Here is a 20,544-nt window from a genome sequence, read left to right as displayed (position 1 = left end):
TGTCTGGAAGCGTCCAGGTGTTTTGGGTTTATGCCTGAAACGTCCGAGACCAATCCTTGTGAAACCATGTGATGGCTTAGTCGGCCGGAATTGGTGGAGGGGTTGGAGGTAGGAAGGATCGCTTGTCCGAGGCATTTTTGTTGTTGGAGCTTTTGCTCCTCTGATGGGAATGCTGGATTGATGTTGCCTGACCGCGCATCACCGGATGATATCTCGAGAAGCTGGTCTTAATGATACGACCTCGAAGTGCACCGGCGTGCCTTCAAAGAGGATTGTATCGAACACGTCGATGTCATCAGGAGATAATCTGGTTGTAAAAGGTAACCGGATTGCCGTTCCTTTGGAACGGCTATGGATGAGCATAGACAATGAGAACGAAGAAGTGAATTAAGGGCATTTGGTGGATGCCTTGGCATGCACAGGCGAAGAAGGACGTGATACGCTGCGAAAAGCCGTGGGGAGCTGCGAATAAGCTTTGATCCATGGATCTCCGAATGGGGCAACCCACCTTAAATGCTTGGAAAATCCAGTCTGTTTTATGAACGGCCTGGGTTTCCAAGCATTGTGATAAGGTATCTTACTTTCGAATACATAGGGGTAAGAAGCGAACGCAGGGAACTGAAACATCTAAGTACCTGCAGGAAAGGACATCAACCGAGACTCCGTAAGTAGTGGCGAGCGAACGCGGACCAGGCCAGTGGCAATGATGAATAAAGCGGAACGATTTGGAAAAGTCGGCCATAGAGGGTGATAGCCCCTTACGCGTAGAACAGTCATTGTCCTTGAGTAGGGCGGGGCACGTGAAATCCTGTCTGAACATGGGGAGACCACTCTCCAAGCCTAAGTACTCGTGCATGACCGATAGCGAACAAGTACCGTGAGGGAAAGGTGAAAAGCACCCCGACGAGGGGAGTGAAATAGAACCTGAAACCGGATGCCTACAAACAGTCGGAGCCCGCAAGGGTGACGGCGTACCTTTTGTATAATGGGTCAACGACTTAGTGTAACTAGCAAGCTTAAGCCGGTAGGTGTAGGCGCAGCGAAAGCGAGTCTGAATAGGGCGATTGAGTTAGTTGCATTAGACCCGAAACCGAGTGATCTAGCCATGAGCAGGCTGAAGGTTGGGTAACACCAACTGGAGGGCCGAACCCGTATCTGTTGCAATAGATTGGGATGACTTGTGGCTAGGGGTGAAAGGCCAATCAAACTCGGAAATAGCTGGTTCTCCGCGAAATCTATTTAGGTAGAGCGTCGACCGAATACCCTCGGGGGTAGAGCACTGGATGGGCTATGGGGACTCACCGTCTTACTGATCCTAACCAAACTCCGAATACCGAGGAGTACTAGTCGGCAGACACACGGCGGGTGCTAACGTCCGTCGTGAAAAGGGCAACAACCCTGACCTCCAGCTAAGGTCCCCAAGTCATGGCTAAGTGGGAAAGGATGTGAGGATCCCAAAACAACCAGGATGTTGGCTTAGAAGCAGCCATCATTTAAAGAAAGCGTAACAGCTCACTGGTCTAAATAAGGGTCTTTGCGCCGAAAATGTAACGGGGCTAAAGCCATGCACCGAAGCTGAGGATGTGACAGTTGTAGTGACTGTTGCGTGGTAGCGGAGCGTTCCGTAAGTCTGTGAAGGCGGACCCGTGAGGGCTGCTGGAGATATCGGAAGTGCGAATGTTGACATGAGTAACGATAAAGGGAGTGAGAGACTCCCTCGCCGAAAGACCAAGGGTTCCTGCTTAAAGTTAATCTGAGCAGGGTTAGCCGGCCCCTAAGACGAGGCGGACACGCGTAGTCGATGGGAACCACGTTAATATTCGTGGGCCTGGTGGTAGTGACGGATCTCGTGTGTTGTACATTCTTACTGGATTGAATGTGCGGCGAAGAGGTTCCAGGAAATAGCTCCACCGTATAGACCGTACCCGAAACCGACACAGGTGGTCAGGTAGAGTATACCAAGGCGCTTGAGAGAACTATGTTGAAGGAACTCGGCAAATTGCACGCGTAACTTCGGAAGAAGCGTGACCCCATTTTACGCAAGTATGATGGGGTGGCACAGACCAGGGGGTAGCGACTGTTTATCAAAAACACAGGGCTCTGCGAAGTAGCAATACGACGTATAGGGTCTGACGCCTGCCCGGTGCTGGAAGGTTAAAGGGAGGGGTGCAAGCTCTGAACTGAAGCCCCAGTAAACGGCGGCCGTAACTATAACGGTCCTAAGGTAGCGAAATTCCTTGTCGGGTAAGTTCCGACCTGCACGAATGGCGTAACGACTTCCCCGCTGTCTCCAACATAGACTCAGTGAAATTGAATTCCCCGTGAAGATGCGGGGTTCCTGCGGTCAGACGGAAAGACCCCGTGCACCTTTACTATAGCTTTACACTGGCATTCGCCAAGGCATGTGTAGGATAGGTGGTAGGCTTTGAAGCAGGGACGCCAGTTCTTGTGGAGCCATCCTTGAAATACCACCCTTATCTTCGTGGATGTCTAACCGCGGTCCGTTATCCGGATCCGGGACAGTGTATGGTGGGTAGTTTGACTGGGGCGGTCGCCTCCGAAAGAGTAACGGAGGCGCGCGATGGTGGGCTCAGACCGGTCGGAAATCGGTCGTCGAGTGCAATGGCATAAGCCCGCCTGACTGCGAGACTGACAAGTCGAGCAGAGACGAAAGTCGGTCATAGTGATCCGGTGGTCCCGTGTGGAAGGGCCATCGCTCAACGGATAAAAGGTACGCCGGGGATAACAGGCTGATGACCCCCAAGAGTCCATATCGACGGGGTTGTTTGGCACCTCGATGTCGACTCATCGCATCCTGGGGCTGGAGCAGGTCCCAAGGGTATGGCTGTTCGCCATTTAAAGCGGTACGTGAGTTGGGTTCAGAACGTCGTGAGACAGTTCGGTCCCTATCTGCCGTGGGTGTAGGAATATTGACAGGATCTGTCCCTAGTACGAGAGGACCGGGATGGACGTATCTCTGGTGGATCTGTTGTCCTGCCAAGGGCATAGCAGAGTAGCTATATACGGAATGGATAACCGCTGAAGGCATCTAAGCGGGAAACCAACCTGAAAACGAGTGTTCCCTATCAGAGCCGTGGAAGACGACCACGTTGATAGGACGGGTGTGGAAGCATGGCAACATGTGAAGCTTACCGTTACTAATAGCTCGATCGACTTCTTCGTTCCCATTGTTCATGCTCATCAAAGATGAGCATCATCTGTTCTGTCCTGACGCGCATAGCGCTCCGGACGGGCCGCGCCACAGGGCGCGACGACCTCTGGTCTGTATGGCAAACATACGGGAAGGGTCGCAGAAAGACGTGTTAAATTAAATGAAGCGCAAGCTTCCCAGCTTCTCGAAACAACACTCATGTGAAAACATGAACTGTGTTGCGTTTTGCCGACCTGGTGGTTATCGCGGGGCGGCTGCACCCGTTCCCATTCCGAACACGGCCGTGAAACGCCCCAGCGCCAATGGTACTCCGTCTCAAGACGCGGGAGAGTAGGTCGCTGCCAGGTCTGCAAAACGCAACAAATATCTTCTCAAGCAAACTCTTCGGCCCAGCCGATACAAAGGGCCGCTCAAAGCGGCCTTTTTGCATTGCGGAACATGAAAACATAAGGAAAACGCAACGTGCGTCCCTTAAAGGAGACAAATCGCCTTCGGCAATTTGATCCGGAACTATACATCACAGCGTCCCTGTGATGCAGTCGCGATAAATCCAATACGGATTTACGCTGGTCGCGATAAATCCCATAGGGATTTACGCTGGTCGCGATAAATCCCATAGGGATTTACGCTGGTAACGCGGGGTGGAGCAGCCCGGTAGCTCGTCAGGCTCATAACCTGAAGGCCGCAGGTTCAAATCCTGCCCCCGCAACCATCTTCTCAAAAACCCCGTAGCTTAGGCTGCGGGGTTTTCCTTTTGCGAAATACCTTAAATAATCTCCAAATCTATATAAGTTCGCATCGTCCACAATTGGCGCTCTTTTTTATGGGACTGATTCAGCCTTTCTGCGTTGCGATAGCCCCTGATTTGGCCATGATGCGCAAACACCGTCCAGCTCATAAGAAAGCCAACGTGATCACCGACCCCTTGCAGATTCTCAAGACCGTCTATGGCTACGATACGTTTCGTGGACAGCAGGCCGAAATCATCCGGCATGTGATGGCAGGCAACAATGCTTTTGTGTTGATGCCAACAGGGGGCGGGAAGTCGCTTTGTTACCAGATTCCGGCGCTCGCCCGTAAGGGAATGGGGCTGGTTGTTTCGCCCCTGATCGCGCTGATGGTTGATCAGGTCGCCGCCTTGCGTCAGGCAGGTGTGCGGGCAGAAGCTCTCAACTCCGATCTTTCCCCAGAAGAGCGGCGGGTACTCTGGCAGGATATGCGGGCTGGCAAGGTCGATATTCTCTATGCCGCGCCGGAGACCCTTCTCAAGCCGGATGTTCTGGATGCGCTTCAACCTATCAGCCTGTCGCTAATCGCCATCGACGAAGCTCATTGCCTGTCGCAGTGGGGGCACGATTTCCGTCCCCCTTACCGCCAGCTAGACACGTTGATCGAGCGCTTTCCGGATACGCCACGCATGGCGCTGACGGCGACTGCGGACGAGCCAACCCGCGCCGAAATTCTGGGTCATCTCGGGATCAACGGAAGCGACGCCTTCATAGCCGGATTCGATCGGCCAAATATCCGCTATGCGATCATGGAAAAGGATAATCCACGTACGCAGCTGAAGCGCTTCCTGACGGGTCGCGAGGACGAAAGCGGCATCGTCTATTGCCTTTCCAAACGCAAGGTCGATGAGACGGCAGCCTGGCTGCGCGAGGAGGGGCGCGATGCGCTGCCCTATCACGCCGGCATGGACAAGGCCGCCCGCGAGGCGAACCAGACCCACTTCCAGCATGGTGAAGCGGTCATCATGGTTGCAACCGTGGCTTTCGGCATGGGCATCGACAAACCGGATGTGCGCTTCGTCGTGCATATCGATCTGCCCAGCAGCATCGAAGCCTATTATCAGGAAACCGGCCGTGCCGGCCGTGATGGTCTGCCGTCCGACGTGCTTATGCTTTACGGTTATGAAGACATCGCATTGCGCAACCGCTTTATCGAAGAGTCGGATGCGGGCGACCAGCGCAAGAACATGGAGCGCCGGAAGCTCGATGCGTTGCTTGGCCTCGCGGAAACAGCCGGTTGCCGTCGGCGGGTGCTTTTGTCTTATTTCGGCGACTATTGCGAGCCCTGCGGCAATTGCGACACCTGTGCGGAGCCGCCGGACCTGTTTGATGGTGCCATTGCCGCGCAGAAGTTGCTGTCCTGCATTTACCGCACGGGAGAACGTTTTGGCCAGGCCTATGTCATCCGCGTATTGCTGGGCATGGAAGATGAACGGATATCGAGCTTTGGTCACGATCGGATCACGACCTACGGCATCGGCAAAGAGCACGACAATCGCACCTGGCGGGCCATCCTGCGCCAGATGGTTGCGCTGCGCCTGATCGAGGTTGATCTGGCCGGTCACGGGGGATTGTCCATTTCCGAAGAAGGGAGGCGATTCCTGCGCGAAAAGCCGTCCCTGATGTTGAGGATACCGACCGCTCCCCGTTCGGCGCGACAACAGACGAATCGCAAGCCCACCGCCATTGTTTTACCGGATGCCGATCGCAGTCTCTTTGAGGCGCTGCGTGCGAAGCGCATGGAAATTGCCCGCGCGCAGAACGTTCCGCCCTATGTGATTTTTCACGACAAGACACTCATTGAGCTTGCGGCAGCAAGACCGGCGTCTGTGGGAGAAATGGCGCAGATACCCGGAGTGGGAGACTCAAAGCTGGAACGATACGGCCCTGCTTTTCTGGCAGCGATCATGGAACATGCCGCCAGCGAGTGACCATTTGAATCCGGCAAAGAGTCCCGCCAGGAAATTTTGGCAGGGCCTGAAACCTCAGCCTGTCGTGTCCTTGAACAGAACATTCTGGTCGATGAGATAACGGGAAAACAGGGGCAGGCTCGCTCCCCCGATAGCCCGGGCCTGGCTGCCGACCGCTCCCTCGATGATCTCCGGCAGCGTAACACCCTGAAGATCGTGATGTTTGAGGGCAAGACGGGTGGCGGAGACTATTCTTGCTCTGACCCAATCCGGAAAACCGCCATCGATGATGACGCTGGAAAAATCGATGATGGAGGCTGCAGCGATGACGGCCTGCGCAAGGGCCGCGGCCGTTTTTCCGATCCAGCTTTCCAGCGGCTCGCCGAAATCGATCCATTCATCCGGCGAGAACCACAGGGGACGGGGATCGATACCCCGTTCGCGCAACATGTTTTCCAGAACGAAGATTGAGGCGATTTTCAGAAGCTGGACCGTGTTGCCGTCCTGCCCCTGAACCGGAAGGGGGCCGATTGCACCGGCGGTGCCCGTCTTTCCGGAAAACAGTGCGGAATTTAAAACGACACCGCCACCGATGAAGGATCCGATGAAGATATAGAGAAAATCGGGGTAGTTCTGGCCTGCACCAAAAACCAGTTCTGCACCGCAGGCACTGGTCGCATCGTTCTGCAGGAAAACCGGATAGCTGACGCCATCCGCAATTTCGGAACGGATATCGACGTCGCGCCAGCGCTCCATCTCATTCTGCGGGGCGCCCACCTCCTGCGCCCAGTTCCACAATTCGAACGGCGCGGCAATGCCGACACCGGCAATTTTTTGCCGTTCGACCGGAGAGAGCTTGGACTCGAGTTCCGTGATACCCTCGATGACGAATGGCAAAATCCATTCCGGCATAGGATAAGGGTAAGTTCTGCGGAGCTTCAGCTTGATCCGGCCGACGAAATCCATCAGCACCAGATCGACGCTGCGACGGCCGATTTTCACGCCAAACGAGAAGACGGCATCGGGATTGAGGCGCATCGGCGTCGAAGGCTGCCCGACTTTGCCGCGCAGTCTTTCGCCACGGATAAGAAGACCGTCACTTTCGAGCGAGCGCATGATGACCGAGACAGTCTGCGCCGAGAGACCGCAAAGCCTGGATATTTCGGCTTTCGACAAGCCGCCGTGGCGGCGCACCAGCGACAGCACAAGCCGCTCGTTATAGGCACGCACCCCGATCTGGTTGGCGCCGCCGCTCATATCCATGTTGGTGGACGGCGCGGGCGGCGCCGTCTCGACAGATTGTCTCATAGTTTCATCCTCCCGCCCGCCATATCCGCCGCGACCGATACATGCAGGCTTTATGGCAATCTTGCTATCGCAACGTTAAACGACGCGGCGATATTCCTCCCTGCCGCTTGTTAGAATGCCATACGGAATTAATAATTCAATCGGATTTATTTATTGACAGCCGTTTCCTTTGGTGGTTCCATCTGTGTCAACGGTCGCTGTTCTCGGAGGAGACGAGATCGTCGGGTAACCGTCACGGTACTCAAACATTCAATGGGAGGATTACAATGAAGACGACTGTTTCCGCTCTTCTGGGCGCGCTTGCGCTCGGCGTTTCTTTCGCGTCCGTCGCGTCCGCCGCCGATACTTCGGTTTGCCTGATTACCAAAACCGACACCAATCCCTTTTTCGTCAAGATGAAGGAAGGCGCAACCGCCAAGGCTAAAGAACTTGGCGTGACGCTGAAGTCCTATGCCGGCAAGATCGATGGCGATTCCGAAAGCCAGGTTGCCGCGATCGAGACATGCATTGCCGATGGCTCCAAGGGTATCCTGATTACCGCATCGGACACCAAGGGCATCGTTCCGGCCGTGCAGAAGGCGCGCGATGCCGGTCTTCTGGTCATCGCCCTCGATACACCTCTCGAACCCGTTGATGCCGCTGACTCCACTTTCGCTACCGACAATCTTCTGGCCGGCGAGCTGATCGGCAAATGGGCTGCTGGCACCCTCGGCGACAAGGCCAAGGACGCGAAAATCGCCTTCCTCAACCTCACGCCTTCCCAGCCAACCGTTGATGTTTTGCGCAACCAAGGCTTCATGAAGGGCTTCGGCATCGACGTGAAGGACATCAATAAGATTGGTGATGAAGACGACAAGCGTATCGTTGGTCATGATGTTACCAACGGTAACGAAGAAGGCGGCCGCTCTGCGATGGAAAATCTGCTGCAGAAGGATCCGACCATCAACGTCGTTCACACCATCAACGAACCTGCAGCTGCCGGTGCTTACGAAGCGCTGAAAGCCGTCGGCCGCGAAAAGGATGTTCTGATCGTTTCCGTCGATGGCGGTTGCCCTGGTGTCAAGAACGTTGCGGAAGGCGTGATCGGCGCAACGTCTCAGCAATACCCGCTGCTGATGGCGGCACTCGGCGTGGAAGCCGTCAAGAAGTTTGCCGATACCGGTGAAAAGCCGAAGCCGACCGCAGGCAAGAACTTCTTCGACACCGGCGTAACGCTGGTAACCGACAAGCCGGTCAAGGGTCTCGATTCGATCGACACCAAGGAAGGCCTGAAGAAGTGCTGGGGCTGATACTTCACCGTTGAAATCGGCGGGGGGCAATTTGCCCCCGCCCTTGAACCGGAATGGTTAAAAGAACGATCTGGGTGATCGGACAGGAACAAACGAGCGCGCCCGGCGTCCGTGGACGCAACTGAGGCACGCTTCTCAACAGTTTGAATCTACGCATTGTCCCCTCTGGAAAATAATCCCGGGTTCGGGGCTGATGCGATGGAGCGATCGGGAGGAAAATCCATGAGCGATCAGCCAGTGCGGGCTCAACCGCATAATGAATTTGAAAAAGTGCTGTCGGGAAGTTCGACCCAGGTCGCTGCTTTCGATACGCACAACAAGAGTTTGCTTGAAAAATTCCAGCACTTTCTGCATTCCAGCCCGGCGGCCGTACCGCTGATCGTTCTGGTGTTGTCGCTGGCTGTCTTCGGCATTACCTTGGGCGGCAAGTTTTTCTCGGCCTTTTCGCTGACCCTTATCCTTCAGCAGGTGGCAATCGTCGGCATCGTCGGCGCGGCACAGTCGCTGGTCATTCTGACTGCGGGTATCGATCTTTCGGTCGGTGCGATCATGGTCCTGTCCTCCGTCGTCATGGGACAGTTTACGTTCCGCTATGGTTTGCCTGCCGAACTCTCGATTATCTGCGGTCTCGCAGTTGGCGCATTTTGTGGCTTTATCAACGGCGTGCTGGTTTCGCGCATGCGGCTTCCGCCCTTCATCGTTACACTGGGCATGTGGCAGATCGTGTTGGCCACCAATTTCCTCTATTCGGCCAACGAAACGATCCGCTCACAGGATATCGTCCAACAGGCGCCCATTCTCCAGTTTTTCGGCAACAATATCCGCATCGGCAGCGCCGTCTTCACCTATGGCGTCATTGCGATGGTTCTGCTGGTTGCCCTGCTCTGGTATGTGCTGAACCGCACCGCCTGGGGTCGACATCTCTATGCAGTGGGTGATGATCCTGACGCAGCCGAACTGGCCGGCGTTAACGTCAAGCGCATGCTGACGACCGTCTACACACTTTCCGGGCTTATCTGTGCCTTCGCGGGCTGGGCTCTCATCGGCCGCATCGGCTCGGTATCGCCGACCGCCGGTCAGTTCGCCAATATCGAATCCATCACCGCAGTGGTCATCGGCGGCATATCGCTGTTTGGCGGACGCGGCTCGATCATGGGCATGATCTTCGGCGCGCTGATCGTCGGTGTCTTCTCTCTCGGCCTGCGACTTATCGGAACAGACCCACAATGGACCTATCTGTTGATCGGCGTCCTTATCATCTTGGCTGTCGCAATCGACCAGTGGATCAGAAAGGTAGCAGGCTGATGGCAAAAGAACCTATCCTCACAGCACGCAATCTCGTTAAACGCTACGGTCGTGTGACTGCGCTCGACAATGCCGATTTTGACCTTTATCCGGGCGAAATCCTCGCTGTCATCGGTGATAACGGTGCTGGAAAATCCTCTCTCATCAAGGCGATTTCCGGTGCGGTGACACCCGATGAAGGGGAGATCAGGCTGGAAGGCAAGCCGGTACAGTTCCGCTCGCCGATCGAGGCGCGCAAGGCTGGTATCGAAACCGTTTATCAGAACCTTGCGCTGTCTCCCGCATTGTCCATAGCCGACAATATGTTTCTCGGCCGTGAAATCCGCAAACCCGGTATTCAGGGAAGCCTGTTCAGGGCACTGGACCGTCCGGCGATGGAAAAGTTTGCCCGTGAGAAACTCTCTGAACTCGGCCTGATGACGATCCAGAACATCAATCAGGCGGTGGAAACCCTCTCCGGCGGCCAGCGCCAGGGTGTTGCGGTGGCGCGTGCAGCCGCCTTCGGCTCCAAGGTCGTCATCCTTGACGAACCGACGGCGGCGCTCGGCGTCAAGGAAAGCCGCCGCGTTCTCGAGCTTATTCTGGATGTGCGCGCGCGAGGGCTACCGATCGTTCTCATCTCGCACAACATGCCGCATGTTTTCGAGGTTGCTGACCGGATTCATATTCATCGGCTGGGCAAGCGTTTGTGCGTCATCAATCCGAAGGACTATACCATGTCCGACGCCGTCGCCTTCATGACGGGCGCCAAGGAAGCGCCAAAGGAAACGCTGGCCGCATGACGCTGAAGCTTGAAACGATCGTCGAAGACGTTCTTCGGCGGGCAGAGGGTAAATCTCGTTTTATCATTGCCATTGCCGGTCCCCCTGGGGCCGGCAAATCCACGCTGGCGGATGCCCTGTGCGGTGCCCTCTTGGCGCGCGGCGAGGCTGCGGCTGTCCTGCCCATGGACGGCTTCCATATGGATAACGGTATTCTCGAAGAACGGGGGCTCTTGCCGCGAAAAGGCGCACCGGAGACCTTCGACGTGCGCGGCTTTCTTGATATCGTCTCCGCAGTTCGTCAGGGCGGGCAGGAAGTTCTTGTCCCGGTTTTTGACCGCTCCCGCGAAATAGCCATTGCCTCCGCTCGCGCCATCGCGCCAGAAACACGCTTCATCCTTGCCGAAGGCAACTATCTGCTGTTGAACGAGGCGCCGTGGACGAAGCTTTCCGGCAGCTTCGATCTTGCCGTCTTCGTAGGCCCATCCGTTGCGGTGCTCGAGGAACGCCTGCGGGATAGATGGCAGGGCTATGGTCTCGATACGACCGAGATTCACGCCAAACTGTTCGAAAATGATCTTCCCAACGGAAAGCGGGTGATTGAGAACTCCCGCCCCGCCGATATTCGCATCGATATCTGGGAATAACCTGCCGCTTCCGTCCGTAGGCGGCATCGAGCATTCACCGTTAAGCCTTTGTTGACCATGTGTTGAATCTTTTTGATCCACAGGGTGGGGCTTTCGCATGTCTAATTATTGACGAAAAAAATTCCTCATATACTATATGTGGTGTTCAAGGTTCTTTCGATTCGCAAGCGTCGGGAGCTAAGACGGGAATTCGGTGCGCGACACCATTATGGTGAAGCAATGCCGAAACTGCCCCCGCAACTGTAAGCGGTGAGCATCGTTCCGATTTGAGCCACTGGCGCTAAAAGCTCCGGGAAGGTGGGAATGGATGTTTTGACCCGCAAGTCAGGAGACCTGCCTTGAGCGAAAACGTCCACGGGCGGGGTGTCCGGAAGGAAGGTGTATGACGCAAATGAATTGCGTGCGCCCTTTTCTGCCCCCTCCAGAACAAGCTTCGGGGTGAAGTCATGCCAGTGCATTTTTATGAGTTTCTACGCTCGTCGGCGTAGACAGAGATCTTACGCGGCCTCACCCGCGCGCCTTGCCAGAATGACAGAACCATCGCCACCCGCTTGTGATTGCAGGCGGGCAATGTTGAGCCGTGCGTAAAAGCGGCTTCGAAAGAGGAAACAATGACCGTCACCGTTTACAGCAAACCCGCCTGCGTCCAGTGCACTGCCACCTATCGTGCGCTTGACCGCATCGGTGTCAGCTACGAGATCGTCGATATCTCCGAAGATGCGGATGCCCTCGATCGCGTTCGCGGCCTTGGTTACATGCAGGTTCCCGTGGTCGTTGCCGGCGAACGCCATTGGGCGGGTTTCCGTCCGGACATGATTGGCTCGATCAGCTGAGGAGGCGATGCGATGGGGCTGATCGTCTATTATTCCAGCCGGTCTGAGAACACTCATCGCTTCCTTCAAAAACTGGGGCGACGATTGCTTCGCCTGCCGCTCGGCGCCGAGGAAGACGTTCCTCACGTGTCGGAGCCCTATGTTCTCGTCACCCCCACCTATGGGGGCGGCGGCATGAAAGGAGCGGTACCGAAACCGGTTATCCGGTTTTTGAACGAGCCCTCAAACCGAAATCTCATTCGCGGCGTCATCGCGGCGGGAAATACGAATTTTGGCGCAGCTTTCGCATCCGCCGGAGATATCGTGTCGCGTAAATGCGCGGTGCCGTTTCTCTACCGCTTCGAGCTTCTTGGCACGGAGGAAGATGTCGCCAACGTCAATCATGGATTGGAACGATTTTGGACACGCTGACCTCGAGCGCGTTGCGCAACACGGATGCCAAACAACAAGTAACCGCTGCGCAGAAACACCTGGACGCGGGACTGGACTATCACGCGCTGAACGCGATGCTGAACCTCTACGATGAAAACGGGAAGATCCAGCTCGACAAGGACCGCCTTGCGGCACGGCAATATTTCCTTCAGCACGTCAACCAGAACACGGTGTTTTTCCATAATCTCAGGGAAAAGCTCGATTATCTCGTGACCGAGGGATATTACGAACAGGAGGTGCTGGACCAGTATTCCTTCAATTTCGTCCGTGACCTCTACGACGAGGCCTATGCCAGAAAGTTCCGTTTTCCGACATTTCTCGGCGCCTTCAAATATTATACGTCCTATACGCTGAAGACCTTCGACGGAAAGCGTTACCTGGAGCGTTATGAGGACCGCGTCTGTATGGTGGCGCTGGCTCTGGCGCGTGGCGACGAGCAACTTGCCCGCGATCTGATGGATGAAATCATTTCCGGCCGCTTCCAGCCGGCAACCCCGACCTTTCTCAACGCCGGCAAGAAAAGCCGCGGTGAGCTGGTTTCGTGTTTTCTGCTGCGTGTGGAAGACAATATGGAAAGCATCGGCCGGTCCATCAATTCAGCATTGCAGCTTTCCAAGCGTGGCGGTGGCGTAGCACTGTCCCTGACCAATATTCGCGAAGCCGGCGCGCCGATCAAACAGATCGAAAACCAGTCCTCCGGCGTGATTCCTGTCATGAAGCTGCTGGAAGATTCGTTCTCCTACGCCAACCAGCTTGGCGCGCGCCAGGGCGCTGGCGCGGTCTATCTGCATGCCCATCACCCCGACATCATGCGTTTCCTCGATACCAAGCGCGAAAACGCCGACGAAAAAATCCGGATCAAAACCCTTTCGCTCGGCGTGGTGATCCCTGATATCACCTTCGAACTCGCGAGAAACAACGAGGATATGTACCTGTTCTCGCCGTATGATGTTGAGCGGGTTTATGGCGTGCCGTTTACCGAGATTTCCGTCAGCGAAAAATATCAGGAAATGGTCGCCGACAGCCGCATCCGCAAGAAGAAGATCAAGGCACGCGAGTTCTTCCAAGTCATCGCAGAAATCCAGTTCGAAAGCGGTTACCCCTATATCATGTTCGAGGATACGGTTAACCGCGCCAATCCGATCGCCGGCCGTATCAGCATGAGCAATCTCTGCTCGGAAATTCTACAGGTCAGCGAGGCGAGCGAATTCAACGACGATCTCTCTTACAGCCATATGGGCAAGGATATTTCCTGCAATCTCGGCTCGCTCAACATTGCTTCAGCAATGGATTCGGCTGATTTCGGCAAGACGATCGAAACCTCCATCCGGGCGCTGACGGCCGTTTCTGACATGAGCCACATCTCGTCTGTCCCTTCCGTGGAAAAGGGCAATGATGCGAGCCACGCCATCGGGCTTGGTCAGATGAACCTGCATGGCTATCTGGCGCGCGAGCGCATCTTCTACGGCTCCGAAGAGGGCATCGATTTCACCAATATCTATTTCTACACGGTGACCTATCACGCCATCCGCGCCAGCAATCGCCTTGCCACGGAAAGGGGCCAGAGCTTCAAGGGCTTTGAAAACTCCAAATATGCCTCGGGCGACTACTTCGATAAATATACCGACCGGGAATGGCTGCCCGCGACGGAAAAGGTCCGCGACCTTTTTGAGAAAGCCGGAATTTCCATTCCGACACAGGAGGACTGGAAAGCGTTGAAGCAGGCCGTCATGGAGACCGGCCTCTATAACCAGAACCTTCAGGCCGTGCCGCCCACAGGCTCGATCTCCTATATCAATCACTCGACCTCCTCGATCCATCCCATCGTCTCGAAGATTGAAATTCGCAAGGAAGGCAAGATCGGCCGTGTTTATTATCCGGCTTCCTACCTTTCGAACGACAATCTCGAATATTATCAGGATGCCTACGAAATCGGTCCGGAAAAGATCATAGATACCTATGCGGCGGCCACCCAGCATGTCGATCAGGGCCTGTCGCTGACACTGTTCTTCCGCGATACGGCAACGACGCGCGATATCAACCGGGCGCAGATCTACGCCTGGAAAAAAGGCATCAAGACCATCTACTACATCCGTTTGCGCCAGATGGCGCTGGAAGGCACGCAGGTTCAGGGCTGCGTATCCTGCACGCTCTGAATTGAGGGACAAGACAATGAACATTGCCGTAAAACCCGCGTCCCGTATTCGCGCGGTCAACTGGAACCGCATCGAGGATGACAAGGATCTCGAAGTCTGGAATCGCCTGACATCGAATTTCTGGCTACCGGAAAAGGTGCCGCTCTCCAACGATATCCCGTCCTGGGGAACGCTGAAGCCGGAAGAGCAGACCCTGACGATCCGCGTCTTCACCGGGCTGACATTGCTGGACACGATCCAGAACGGCGTCGGTTCCGTGCGCCTGATGGCGGATTCGGCGACGCCGCACGAGGAGGCGGTGCTTTCCAACATCTCCTTCATGGAGGCGGTCCACGCCCGCTCCTATTCCTCGATCTTCTCGACGCTCTGCTCCACGCCTGACGTCGATGACGCCTATCGCTGGTCGGAGGAGAACGAATTCCTGCAACGCAAATCCGCGCTCATCATGCGCGAATATGATAGCGGAAATCCGTTGAAAATGAAGGTCGCCAGCGTGTTTCTGGAGAGCTTCCTGTTCTATTCCGGCTTCTACCTGCCAATGTTCTGGTCAAGTCGCGCCAAGCTTACCAACACGGCCGATTTGATCCGTCTCATCATTCGCGATGAGGCCGTGCATGGCTATTACATCGGCTACAAGTTCCAGCGCGCGCTCGAACGTCTGGGCGAAGCGGAAAAACAGGAGATCAAGGATTTCGCCTTCGATCTTTTGCTCGAGCTTTACGACAACGAAGCCAAATATACCCAAGACCTCTATGACGGCGTTGGCCTGACGGAAGACGTCAAGCAGTTCCTGCACTACAACGCCAACAAGGCCTTGATGAATCTGGGTTACGAGGCGCTGTTTCCGCCCGAGGCTTGCCGGGTCAATCCTGCGATCCTCTCGGCGCTGTCTCCCAATGCCGACGAGAACCACGACTTCTTCTCCGGCTCCGGCTCTTCCTATGTCATCGGCAAGGCGGTCGCCACAGAAGACGAAGACTGGGATTTCTGAACCGGTTGTCGCCAAGAACCCGCAAAAGTTATTGCGGGTTCACGACCTGGCTCGCAAGCCGGAAGGGGCTGGATACTGTTGCCCCGATAGCATCGAACACAAAGGCACCCGCGCGACCTATGCCGTTTTCGCCGTTGCCGTTCCGGCTCGCCTCCAGTTGTGGCACCAGCGACGCGAGTGCCGCATAGCGGTCGTGGTTGAGCGGATCCGATGCCTTGAGCTTGGAGATGTCAACGAACTGAACGCCCTCTTTCAGGGCGGCTTCCTGCACTTGAGGATCGGTCACATCCAGCGCGCCGATGCGGGTGACATCGGCTCCCAGGATGGAGGAAGCCTTCAGGGCGCGGTCGTCCTTGGAGACGAGAATGGTGAGCGGCGGATTGAGCCTTCCCACCACCTCGATCTGCTTGCGGAAAACATCGGCGTCGATATCCGGCGCGGCCAGCACTACCTGTAGTTTGGAAAGCACATCGTTCCTGCCTTCGAAGCGCAATTGTCGCAGCGCTTCCATGACCAGCCAGCCGCCCATGCTGTGACCGAACACGACAATGCTTTTTTTCGGTGTTTGCCTGGTAAGGTCGGTCAGCACCGTGGCCAGCGCGTCTCGCGAATAGGTCGCTGATTCCTTGTCGGCCACGTAACCGGTGACGCTCGCCTGGGACGGCCAGGAAAAGACCAGCGGCACACCATCCATATTGGCATCGGCTGCCATTTGTGCCGCACGGAACAAGGCTTCCTGATAGCTGTAATTATAGCCATGCACAAAAAGCGCAATCTGCTTGCCGGAGCGGGTGACGTCGCCAAGATCGGAATTGAAACGCGTTTTCGTCAGCATATCGGCTTTGGTGACGACAAAATCCTTGCTCGGGTTCGGCTTACCTTTGGACCATTCGATATTTCCGCTTTTATGGCTGGGAGGAATGGAAATGTCGAAGCGCGCATAATTCAGCTCAGCCGCCCGCCCAGCGCTAAAGCCCTTTTTGGCCTCGTTGTTTTTCTCCCGCGTGCTCGCCACATAGGCTGTCACGATTTTCGTATCGGTGGTCTTGGTGTTTATGGCCTGCAACACATCCGCCCCCGGCCTGCCCGCGCAGGATGAAAGAAGGCTGAGAGCGAGGAGGAGCGAAAAAATCAGGCGCATGGATGGGGTTACCGATAATGAGGGACCACGCATAAATAACCGGCCGCTCAAAAAGTTGCTACTGGAGACTGGATTGCGGTGTGGTTGCATTATGTTCAATGCGGACGACGCATTCCCCACCTTGCTATCCAGCTATGTTCGTTTTAGGCCGTACAGATGACGAATAAGGTGTCGCTTTTACGGCTGAAACTCACGGACTTCCGCAACTATGCGGCGGCGTCGCTCGCGCTGGATGACCGCCACGTGGTGCTGACGGGTGACAACGGTTCCGGCAAGACCAATCTCCTGGAGGCCGTTTCGTTTTTGTCGCCCGGAAGGGGCCTGCGCCGCGCCACCCTGTCCGATGTCACGCGAGTGGGGGCGGAGGCCGCCGGTTTTTCGATTTTTGCGGATGTCGACGGCATGGACGGCGAGGTCGCCATCGGAACCGGGATCGAGGGTGACGGCGAGGTAGTGTCGCGCCGCCTGAGGCTGAACGGGACATCGGTGAAGTCTGTCGATGAATTGACGGATCATCTGCGGGTGCTGTGGCTGACGCCTGCCATGGATGGGCTTTTTACCGGTTCATCCTCGGATCGCCGGCGTTTTCTCGATCGGTTGGTGCTCTCGCTCGATCCCGCGCATGGGCGGCGGGCAAGCGACTTCGAAAAGGCCATGCGCGGCCGCAACCGTCTGCTTTCGGAAGGCCGTTTCGATCCGGTCTGGCTGGACGGTATTGAGAAGCAGATGGCGGAACTCGGCATTTCGATGGCGCTCGCGCGCTATGAAATGTTGGGTCTTTTGAAGAGCCTCATCGAAGGCCGTTCCGGCAATGCTGCCTTCCCCTCTGCAGCGCTGGCGCTCTCGGGTTTCATGGACGACACGCTCAACCGGCCGGCTGTCGATCTGGAAGACGAGTATAGGCTTACGCTGCGCGAAGGCCGGTATCGAGACGCGGCGGCAGGCCGCACGCTTGATGGACCGCACCGTGTCGATCTGTTCGTGCGCCATGCGGAAAAGAACATGGAGGCAGAGCGTTGCTCGACTGGAGAACAGAAGGCGCTGCTGGTGGGATTGGTGCTTGCGCATGCCCAGCTCACCGCCAACATGACCGGCCATGCGCCGGTTCTGCTGCTCGACGAAATTGCCGCGCATCTGGATGAGGGCAGGCGGGCGGCTCTGTTCGATCTCATTCACGCGCTCGGTGGTCAGAGTTTCATGACCGGAACGGATGCGGCAATGTTCTCCGCCCTTGGCGACAGGGCGCAATTCTTCAATGTCTCCCACGGGGGCATCACGGCATGACGGCGAAAAAATGGAGTGCGACATGGACCCGCTGAGCCCGGACGAAATCGAACGCTACAAGCGCCATATTCTCTTGCCGGAAATCGGCGGTGCCGGGCAGCAGCGTCTGAAGGCCGCGCGGGTGCTGGTAATCGGGGCTGGTGGCCTCGGCGCGCCTGTCCTTCATTATCTTGCTGCAGCCGGTGTTGGCACGCTTGGCCTGATCGATGACGACGTGGTCTCCCTTTCCAATCTCCAGCGGCAGGTGATCCACGATACCGGCACGATCGGTGAGCTGAAAACGGCAAGCGCCCGCGCAGCCATCGCCCGGCTCAACCCGCATGTGCGTACCCTTGTTTTTGAGGAGCGTTTTTCGCAGGTCTGGGCGCACACCCATCTGCCATCCTTCGATCTCCTTATCGACGGTTCTGATAATTTCGACACACGTTATGCCGCTGCCGATGCCGCAGAGGCTGCTAAAAGGCCGCTGGTAACGGGCGCTGTCGGCCGTTTCGATGGTTCGGTAACGGTGCTCAAACCCTATGAGGCGGGTGCCGATGGTAATCTGCTGCCGGGGTATCGCGATCTGTTTCCCGAGCCACCGCCGCAGGGGCTTATTCCGAATTGCGCGGAAACGGGCATCGTCGGCGCTTTGACCGGCGTGATCGGCACGATCATGGCCATGGAGGCCATCAAGGTGATCACCGCTGCCGGCGAGCCATTGGTCGGCCGCCTGCTTCTCTATGACGCCCTGTCGGCCCGCTTCGAAACCGTGCGTTACAAGCGCCGCCATGCTGGAAAAAAAACATGACCGAGATCACAAGGATTAGCGAAGAATTCGAGCGCTGGCAGGAGCTGCTTGCGCTTATCATGTCGTCCTTCGCCTATATGGACGGCGTCATCGACCCACCATCGTCCGCTCACCGTTTGACGCTCGAAAATCTCGCGGAGAAGGCGAGGGCGGAGACCGCTTTCGTGGCGCTGGATGGTGATGAGATTGTTGGCTGCCTGTTTTGCCGGCAGGAACCACCGGCCTACCTTTACGTCGGCAAGCTGTGCGTCTCCCTGAAAGCGCAGGGCAAAGGCATCGGCAAAATGCTTCTGGAACGGGCCGAAGCATTGGCCCGCGAATTGGCGTTACCGGCGCTGCGGCTGGAAACGCGCATCGAGCTTGTCGGCAATCACGCGAAATTCGCCGCCTGGGGTTTCATCAAGACCGCTGAAAACGCCCATCCGGGTTACGACCGCACGACTTCGATTGAAATGACGAAATTCCTCGGCTGAGACGGCCCAATTTTTGATCCGCTTAAAGGCCTGCTTCTCCGTCCCATGTCACGAGCAGACACGGCTTGTCTGAACCGGTTCAGTTCCGCCCCGGCAGCACCCGGTTCGGCGGTCGATGTCCGTCGAAAAGCGTGCGGATGTTGATGATGACCTTGTCACCCATCTCGATGCGTCCCTCGATCGTCGCCGAGCCCATATGCGGAAGCAGCACGACCTTGCCTTCTCTCGCGAGCTTGATGAGCTTGGGATTGATTGCGGGCTCGTTCTCGTAGACATCGAGACCGGCTCCGGCGATCTTTCCGTCGCGCAGGCACTGGATCATTGCCGCCTCATCGATGATATCGCCGCGCGCCGTGTTGACGATGTAGCTTGTCGGCTGCATCAGCGCGAGCCGTCGTGCCGAGATCAGGTGATAGGTCGCAGGTGTGGAGGGGCAATTGACGGAAACAATATCCACCCGCGCCAGCATCTGGTCGAGGCTGTCCCAATAGGTTGCCTCAAGCTCCGCTTCCGTCGCCGGGTTGACGCGTTTGCGGTTGTGATAGTGTATGGAGAGGCCGAAAGCCTTGGCGCGCCGCGCAACTGCCGTACCGATGCGGCCCATGCCGACAATGCCGATGCGTTTGCCGGAAATGCGCCGTCCCAGCATCCAGGTCGGCGACCAGCCCAGCCATTCGTCGGCGCCATTGGCAAGTACGCGCGTGCCTTCGATCAGGCGGCGCGGCACGGCCAGCACCAGCGCCATGGTGATATCGGCGCTGTCTTCGGTCAGCACGTTGGGCGTGTTGGTCACTGTGATGCCCTTTCGGGCGGCCGCGTCCACATCCACATGGTCTATGCCGTTGGAGAAGCTTGCGATCAGCTTCAGTTGCGGCCCTGCTTTCTCGATCATGGCAGCGGTGATGCGGTCAGTGACCGTCGGCACCAGAACGTCGACCCGCTGCATGGCGGCCACAAGCTCTTCCTCGCGGCGCTGCGTATCGTCGATATTCAGTTCGGCATCGAAGAGTTCCCGCATTCTGGTTTCGACGACGTCAGGCAATTTGCGGGTGATATAGACTGTCGGTCTCTTCTTGTGGGTCATCGTTTGCCGCTGCCTTGTTCAGAAGTCATTAACCAGAAAGAGCGATAATTTCTTTCAATCAGGGCGTTTCTACCAGACCCACCGGCGAAGACAAATAAAACTCGCCGAAGCTTGAGGCGTGTGGAAACGAGCCTCCTCGAATTTAATCCGGTTTGCAGAAGGCAGGAAACGGAAATGGGC

The 20,544-nt window shown here is 56.5% G+C and carries 15 protein-coding genes, 1 tRNA gene, 2 rRNA genes and 1 riboswitch; of the genes, 15 read left to right on the top strand and 3 right to left on the bottom strand.

Annotation, left to right across the window (positions count from 1 at the left end; genetic code table 11):
- Positions 1-376: 376 nt before the first annotated feature.
- From J5276_RS14795 to recQ, 4 genes are all read left to right on the top strand, one after another.
- A 23S ribosomal RNA gene (locus tag J5276_RS14795) occupies positions 377-3,183 on the top strand.
- 221 nt (positions 3,184-3,404) lie between these two features.
- Positions 3,405-3,519 (top strand): 5S ribosomal RNA (gene rrf, locus J5276_RS14790).
- 288 nt (positions 3,520-3,807) lie between these two features.
- Positions 3,808-3,884, top strand: a tRNA-Met gene (locus J5276_RS14785).
- Between the two features lie 198 nt (positions 3,885-4,082).
- Positions 4,083-5,891: a DNA helicase RecQ gene (recQ, locus tag J5276_RS14780; protein ID WP_112154875.1), complete on the top strand. Its 1,809-nt coding sequence runs from the start codon at positions 4,083-4,085 to the stop codon at positions 5,889-5,891.
- A gap of 54 nt (positions 5,892-5,945) precedes the next feature.
- On the opposite strand, the gene J5276_RS14775 is transcribed toward recQ, so the two are convergent.
- Entirely contained in the window at positions 5,946-7,178 is a 1,233-nt protein-coding gene (locus tag J5276_RS14775; RefSeq protein ID WP_038489293.1) for an ROK family transcriptional regulator, read from the bottom strand.
- A 266-nt stretch (positions 7,179-7,444) separates the two neighbouring features.
- Here J5276_RS14775 and J5276_RS14770 point away from each other — a divergent pair, with 266 nt between their 5' ends.
- The 8 genes from J5276_RS14770 (at position 7,445) to nrdF (ending at position 15,592) form a co-directional block, all read left to right on the top strand.
- Positions 7,445-8,467, top strand: coding sequence for a sugar ABC transporter substrate-binding protein (locus J5276_RS14770; protein WP_003514241.1), 1,023 nt, complete (start codon positions 7,445-7,447; stop codon positions 8,465-8,467).
- A gap of 222 nt (positions 8,468-8,689) precedes the next feature.
- Positions 8,690-9,772, top strand: coding sequence for an ABC transporter permease (locus J5276_RS14765; RefSeq protein ID WP_112154847.1), 1,083 nt, complete (start codon positions 8,690-8,692; stop codon positions 9,770-9,772).
- On the top strand, positions 9,772-10,554 hold the full coding sequence (locus J5276_RS14760; protein ID WP_013635211.1) for an ATP-binding cassette domain-containing protein: 783 nt from the start codon (positions 9,772-9,774) through the stop codon (positions 10,552-10,554). The genes J5276_RS14765 and J5276_RS14760 overlap by 1 nt, the downstream gene beginning before the upstream one ends.
- The gene (locus tag J5276_RS14755; RefSeq protein ID WP_112154846.1) at positions 10,551-11,180 is read left to right on the top strand and encodes a nucleoside triphosphate hydrolase; all 630 of its coding nucleotides are present in this window, start codon (positions 10,551-10,553) and stop codon (positions 11,178-11,180) included. The genes J5276_RS14760 and J5276_RS14755 overlap by 4 nt, the downstream gene beginning before the upstream one ends.
- Before the next feature lie 131 nt (positions 11,181-11,311).
- Positions 11,312-11,536: riboswitch (cobalamin riboswitch) on the top strand.
- A gap of 255 nt (positions 11,537-11,791) precedes the next feature.
- Complete coding sequence (gene nrdH / locus J5276_RS14750) at positions 11,792-12,013, top strand: glutaredoxin-like protein NrdH (RefSeq protein ID WP_013635213.1); 222 nt, start codon at positions 11,792-11,794, stop codon at positions 12,011-12,013.
- Positions 12,014-12,025: 12 nt separating this feature from the next.
- Positions 12,026-12,424: a class Ib ribonucleoside-diphosphate reductase assembly flavoprotein NrdI gene (gene nrdI, locus J5276_RS14745; RefSeq protein WP_003514252.1), complete on the top strand. Its 399-nt coding sequence runs from the start codon at positions 12,026-12,028 to the stop codon at positions 12,422-12,424.
- On the top strand, positions 12,412-14,601 hold the full coding sequence (gene nrdE, locus J5276_RS14740) for a class 1b ribonucleoside-diphosphate reductase subunit alpha (RefSeq protein ID WP_013635215.1): 2,190 nt from the start codon (positions 12,412-12,414) through the stop codon (positions 14,599-14,601). The genes nrdI and nrdE overlap by 13 nt, the downstream gene beginning before the upstream one ends.
- Before the next feature lie 16 nt (positions 14,602-14,617).
- A complete protein-coding gene (gene nrdF / locus J5276_RS14735) occupies positions 14,618-15,592 on the top strand; it encodes a class 1b ribonucleoside-diphosphate reductase subunit beta (RefSeq protein WP_003514262.1) in 975 nt (324 codons plus the stop codon).
- Positions 15,593-15,620: 28 nt separating this feature from the next.
- Here nrdF and J5276_RS14730 read toward each other — a convergent pair whose 3' ends face one another.
- On the bottom strand, positions 15,621-16,733 hold the full coding sequence (locus J5276_RS14730) for an alpha/beta hydrolase (protein ID WP_003514263.1): 1,113 nt from the start codon (positions 16,731-16,733) through the stop codon (positions 15,621-15,623).
- Positions 16,734-16,889: 156 nt separating this feature from the next.
- Between J5276_RS14730 and recF the strand changes: the two genes are divergently transcribed.
- The 3 genes from recF to J5276_RS14715 are packed head-to-tail and all read left to right on the top strand — an operon-like array spanning position 16,890 to position 19,280.
- Positions 16,890-18,017 carry a DNA replication/repair protein RecF gene (recF, locus tag J5276_RS14725; RefSeq protein WP_013635217.1) on the top strand — a complete coding sequence of 376 codons (1,128 nt, stop codon included), beginning with the start codon at positions 16,890-16,892 and terminating at the stop codon, positions 18,015-18,017.
- A gap of 22 nt (positions 18,018-18,039) precedes the next feature.
- Positions 18,040-18,807 carry a molybdopterin-synthase adenylyltransferase MoeB gene (locus J5276_RS14720; RefSeq protein WP_038489312.1) on the top strand — a complete coding sequence of 256 codons (768 nt, stop codon included), beginning with the start codon at positions 18,040-18,042 and terminating at the stop codon, positions 18,805-18,807.
- On the top strand, positions 18,804-19,280 hold the full coding sequence (locus tag J5276_RS14715) for a GNAT family N-acetyltransferase (RefSeq protein WP_111782921.1): 477 nt from the start codon (positions 18,804-18,806) through the stop codon (positions 19,278-19,280). Before J5276_RS14720 ends, J5276_RS14715 begins: the two co-directional genes overlap by 4 nt.
- 79 nt (positions 19,281-19,359) lie before the next feature.
- Here J5276_RS14715 and J5276_RS14710 read toward each other — a convergent pair whose 3' ends face one another.
- On the bottom strand, positions 19,360-20,364 hold the full coding sequence (locus J5276_RS14710) for a D-glycerate dehydrogenase (RefSeq protein WP_003514267.1): 1,005 nt from the start codon (positions 20,362-20,364) through the stop codon (positions 19,360-19,362).
- Between the last annotated feature and the right edge of the window lie 180 nt (positions 20,365-20,544).

The organism is Agrobacterium sp. S7/73 (assembly GCF_019355535.1).
Taxonomy (GTDB): Bacteria; Pseudomonadota; Alphaproteobacteria; order Rhizobiales; family Rhizobiaceae; genus Agrobacterium; species Agrobacterium tumefaciens.
Note: the sequence above shows the minus strand (reverse complement) of the source record. Positions and strands in the feature narration are given on the sequence as shown.

Bases quoted from the DNA above. Each gene is read 5' to 3' on its own strand.
- J5276_RS14775 (WP_038489293.1), bottom strand. From the start codon at position 7,178: ATGAGACAATCTGTCGAGACGGCGCCGCCCGCGCCGTCCACCAACATG.
- J5276_RS14770 (WP_003514241.1), top strand. From the start codon at position 7,445: ATGAAGACGACTGTTTCCGCTCTTCTGGGCGCGCTTGCGCTCGGCGTT.
- J5276_RS14765 (WP_112154847.1), top strand. From the start codon at position 8,690: ATGAGCGATCAGCCAGTGCGGGCTCAACCGCATAATGAATTTGAAAAA.
- J5276_RS14760 (WP_013635211.1), top strand. From the start codon at position 9,772: ATGGCAAAAGAACCTATCCTCACAGCACGCAATCTCGTTAAACGCTAC.
- J5276_RS14755 (WP_112154846.1), top strand. From the start codon at position 10,551: ATGACGCTGAAGCTTGAAACGATCGTCGAAGACGTTCTTCGGCGGGCA.
- nrdH (WP_013635213.1), top strand. From the start codon at position 11,792: ATGACCGTCACCGTTTACAGCAAACCCGCCTGCGTCCAGTGCACTGCC.
- nrdI (WP_003514252.1), top strand. From the start codon at position 12,026: ATGGGGCTGATCGTCTATTATTCCAGCCGGTCTGAGAACACTCATCGC.
- nrdF (WP_003514262.1), top strand. From the start codon at position 14,618: ATGAACATTGCCGTAAAACCCGCGTCCCGTATTCGCGCGGTCAACTGG.
- J5276_RS14730 (WP_003514263.1), bottom strand. From the start codon at position 16,733: ATGCGCCTGATTTTTTCGCTCCTCCTCGCTCTCAGCCTTCTTTCATCC.
- recF (WP_013635217.1), top strand. From the start codon at position 16,890: ATGACGAATAAGGTGTCGCTTTTACGGCTGAAACTCACGGACTTCCGC.
- J5276_RS14720 (WP_038489312.1), top strand. From the start codon at position 18,040: ATGGACCCGCTGAGCCCGGACGAAATCGAACGCTACAAGCGCCATATT.
- J5276_RS14715 (WP_111782921.1), top strand. From the start codon at position 18,804: ATGACCGAGATCACAAGGATTAGCGAAGAATTCGAGCGCTGGCAGGAG.
- J5276_RS14710 (WP_003514267.1), bottom strand. From the start codon at position 20,364: ATGACCCACAAGAAGAGACCGACAGTCTATATCACCCGCAAATTGCCT.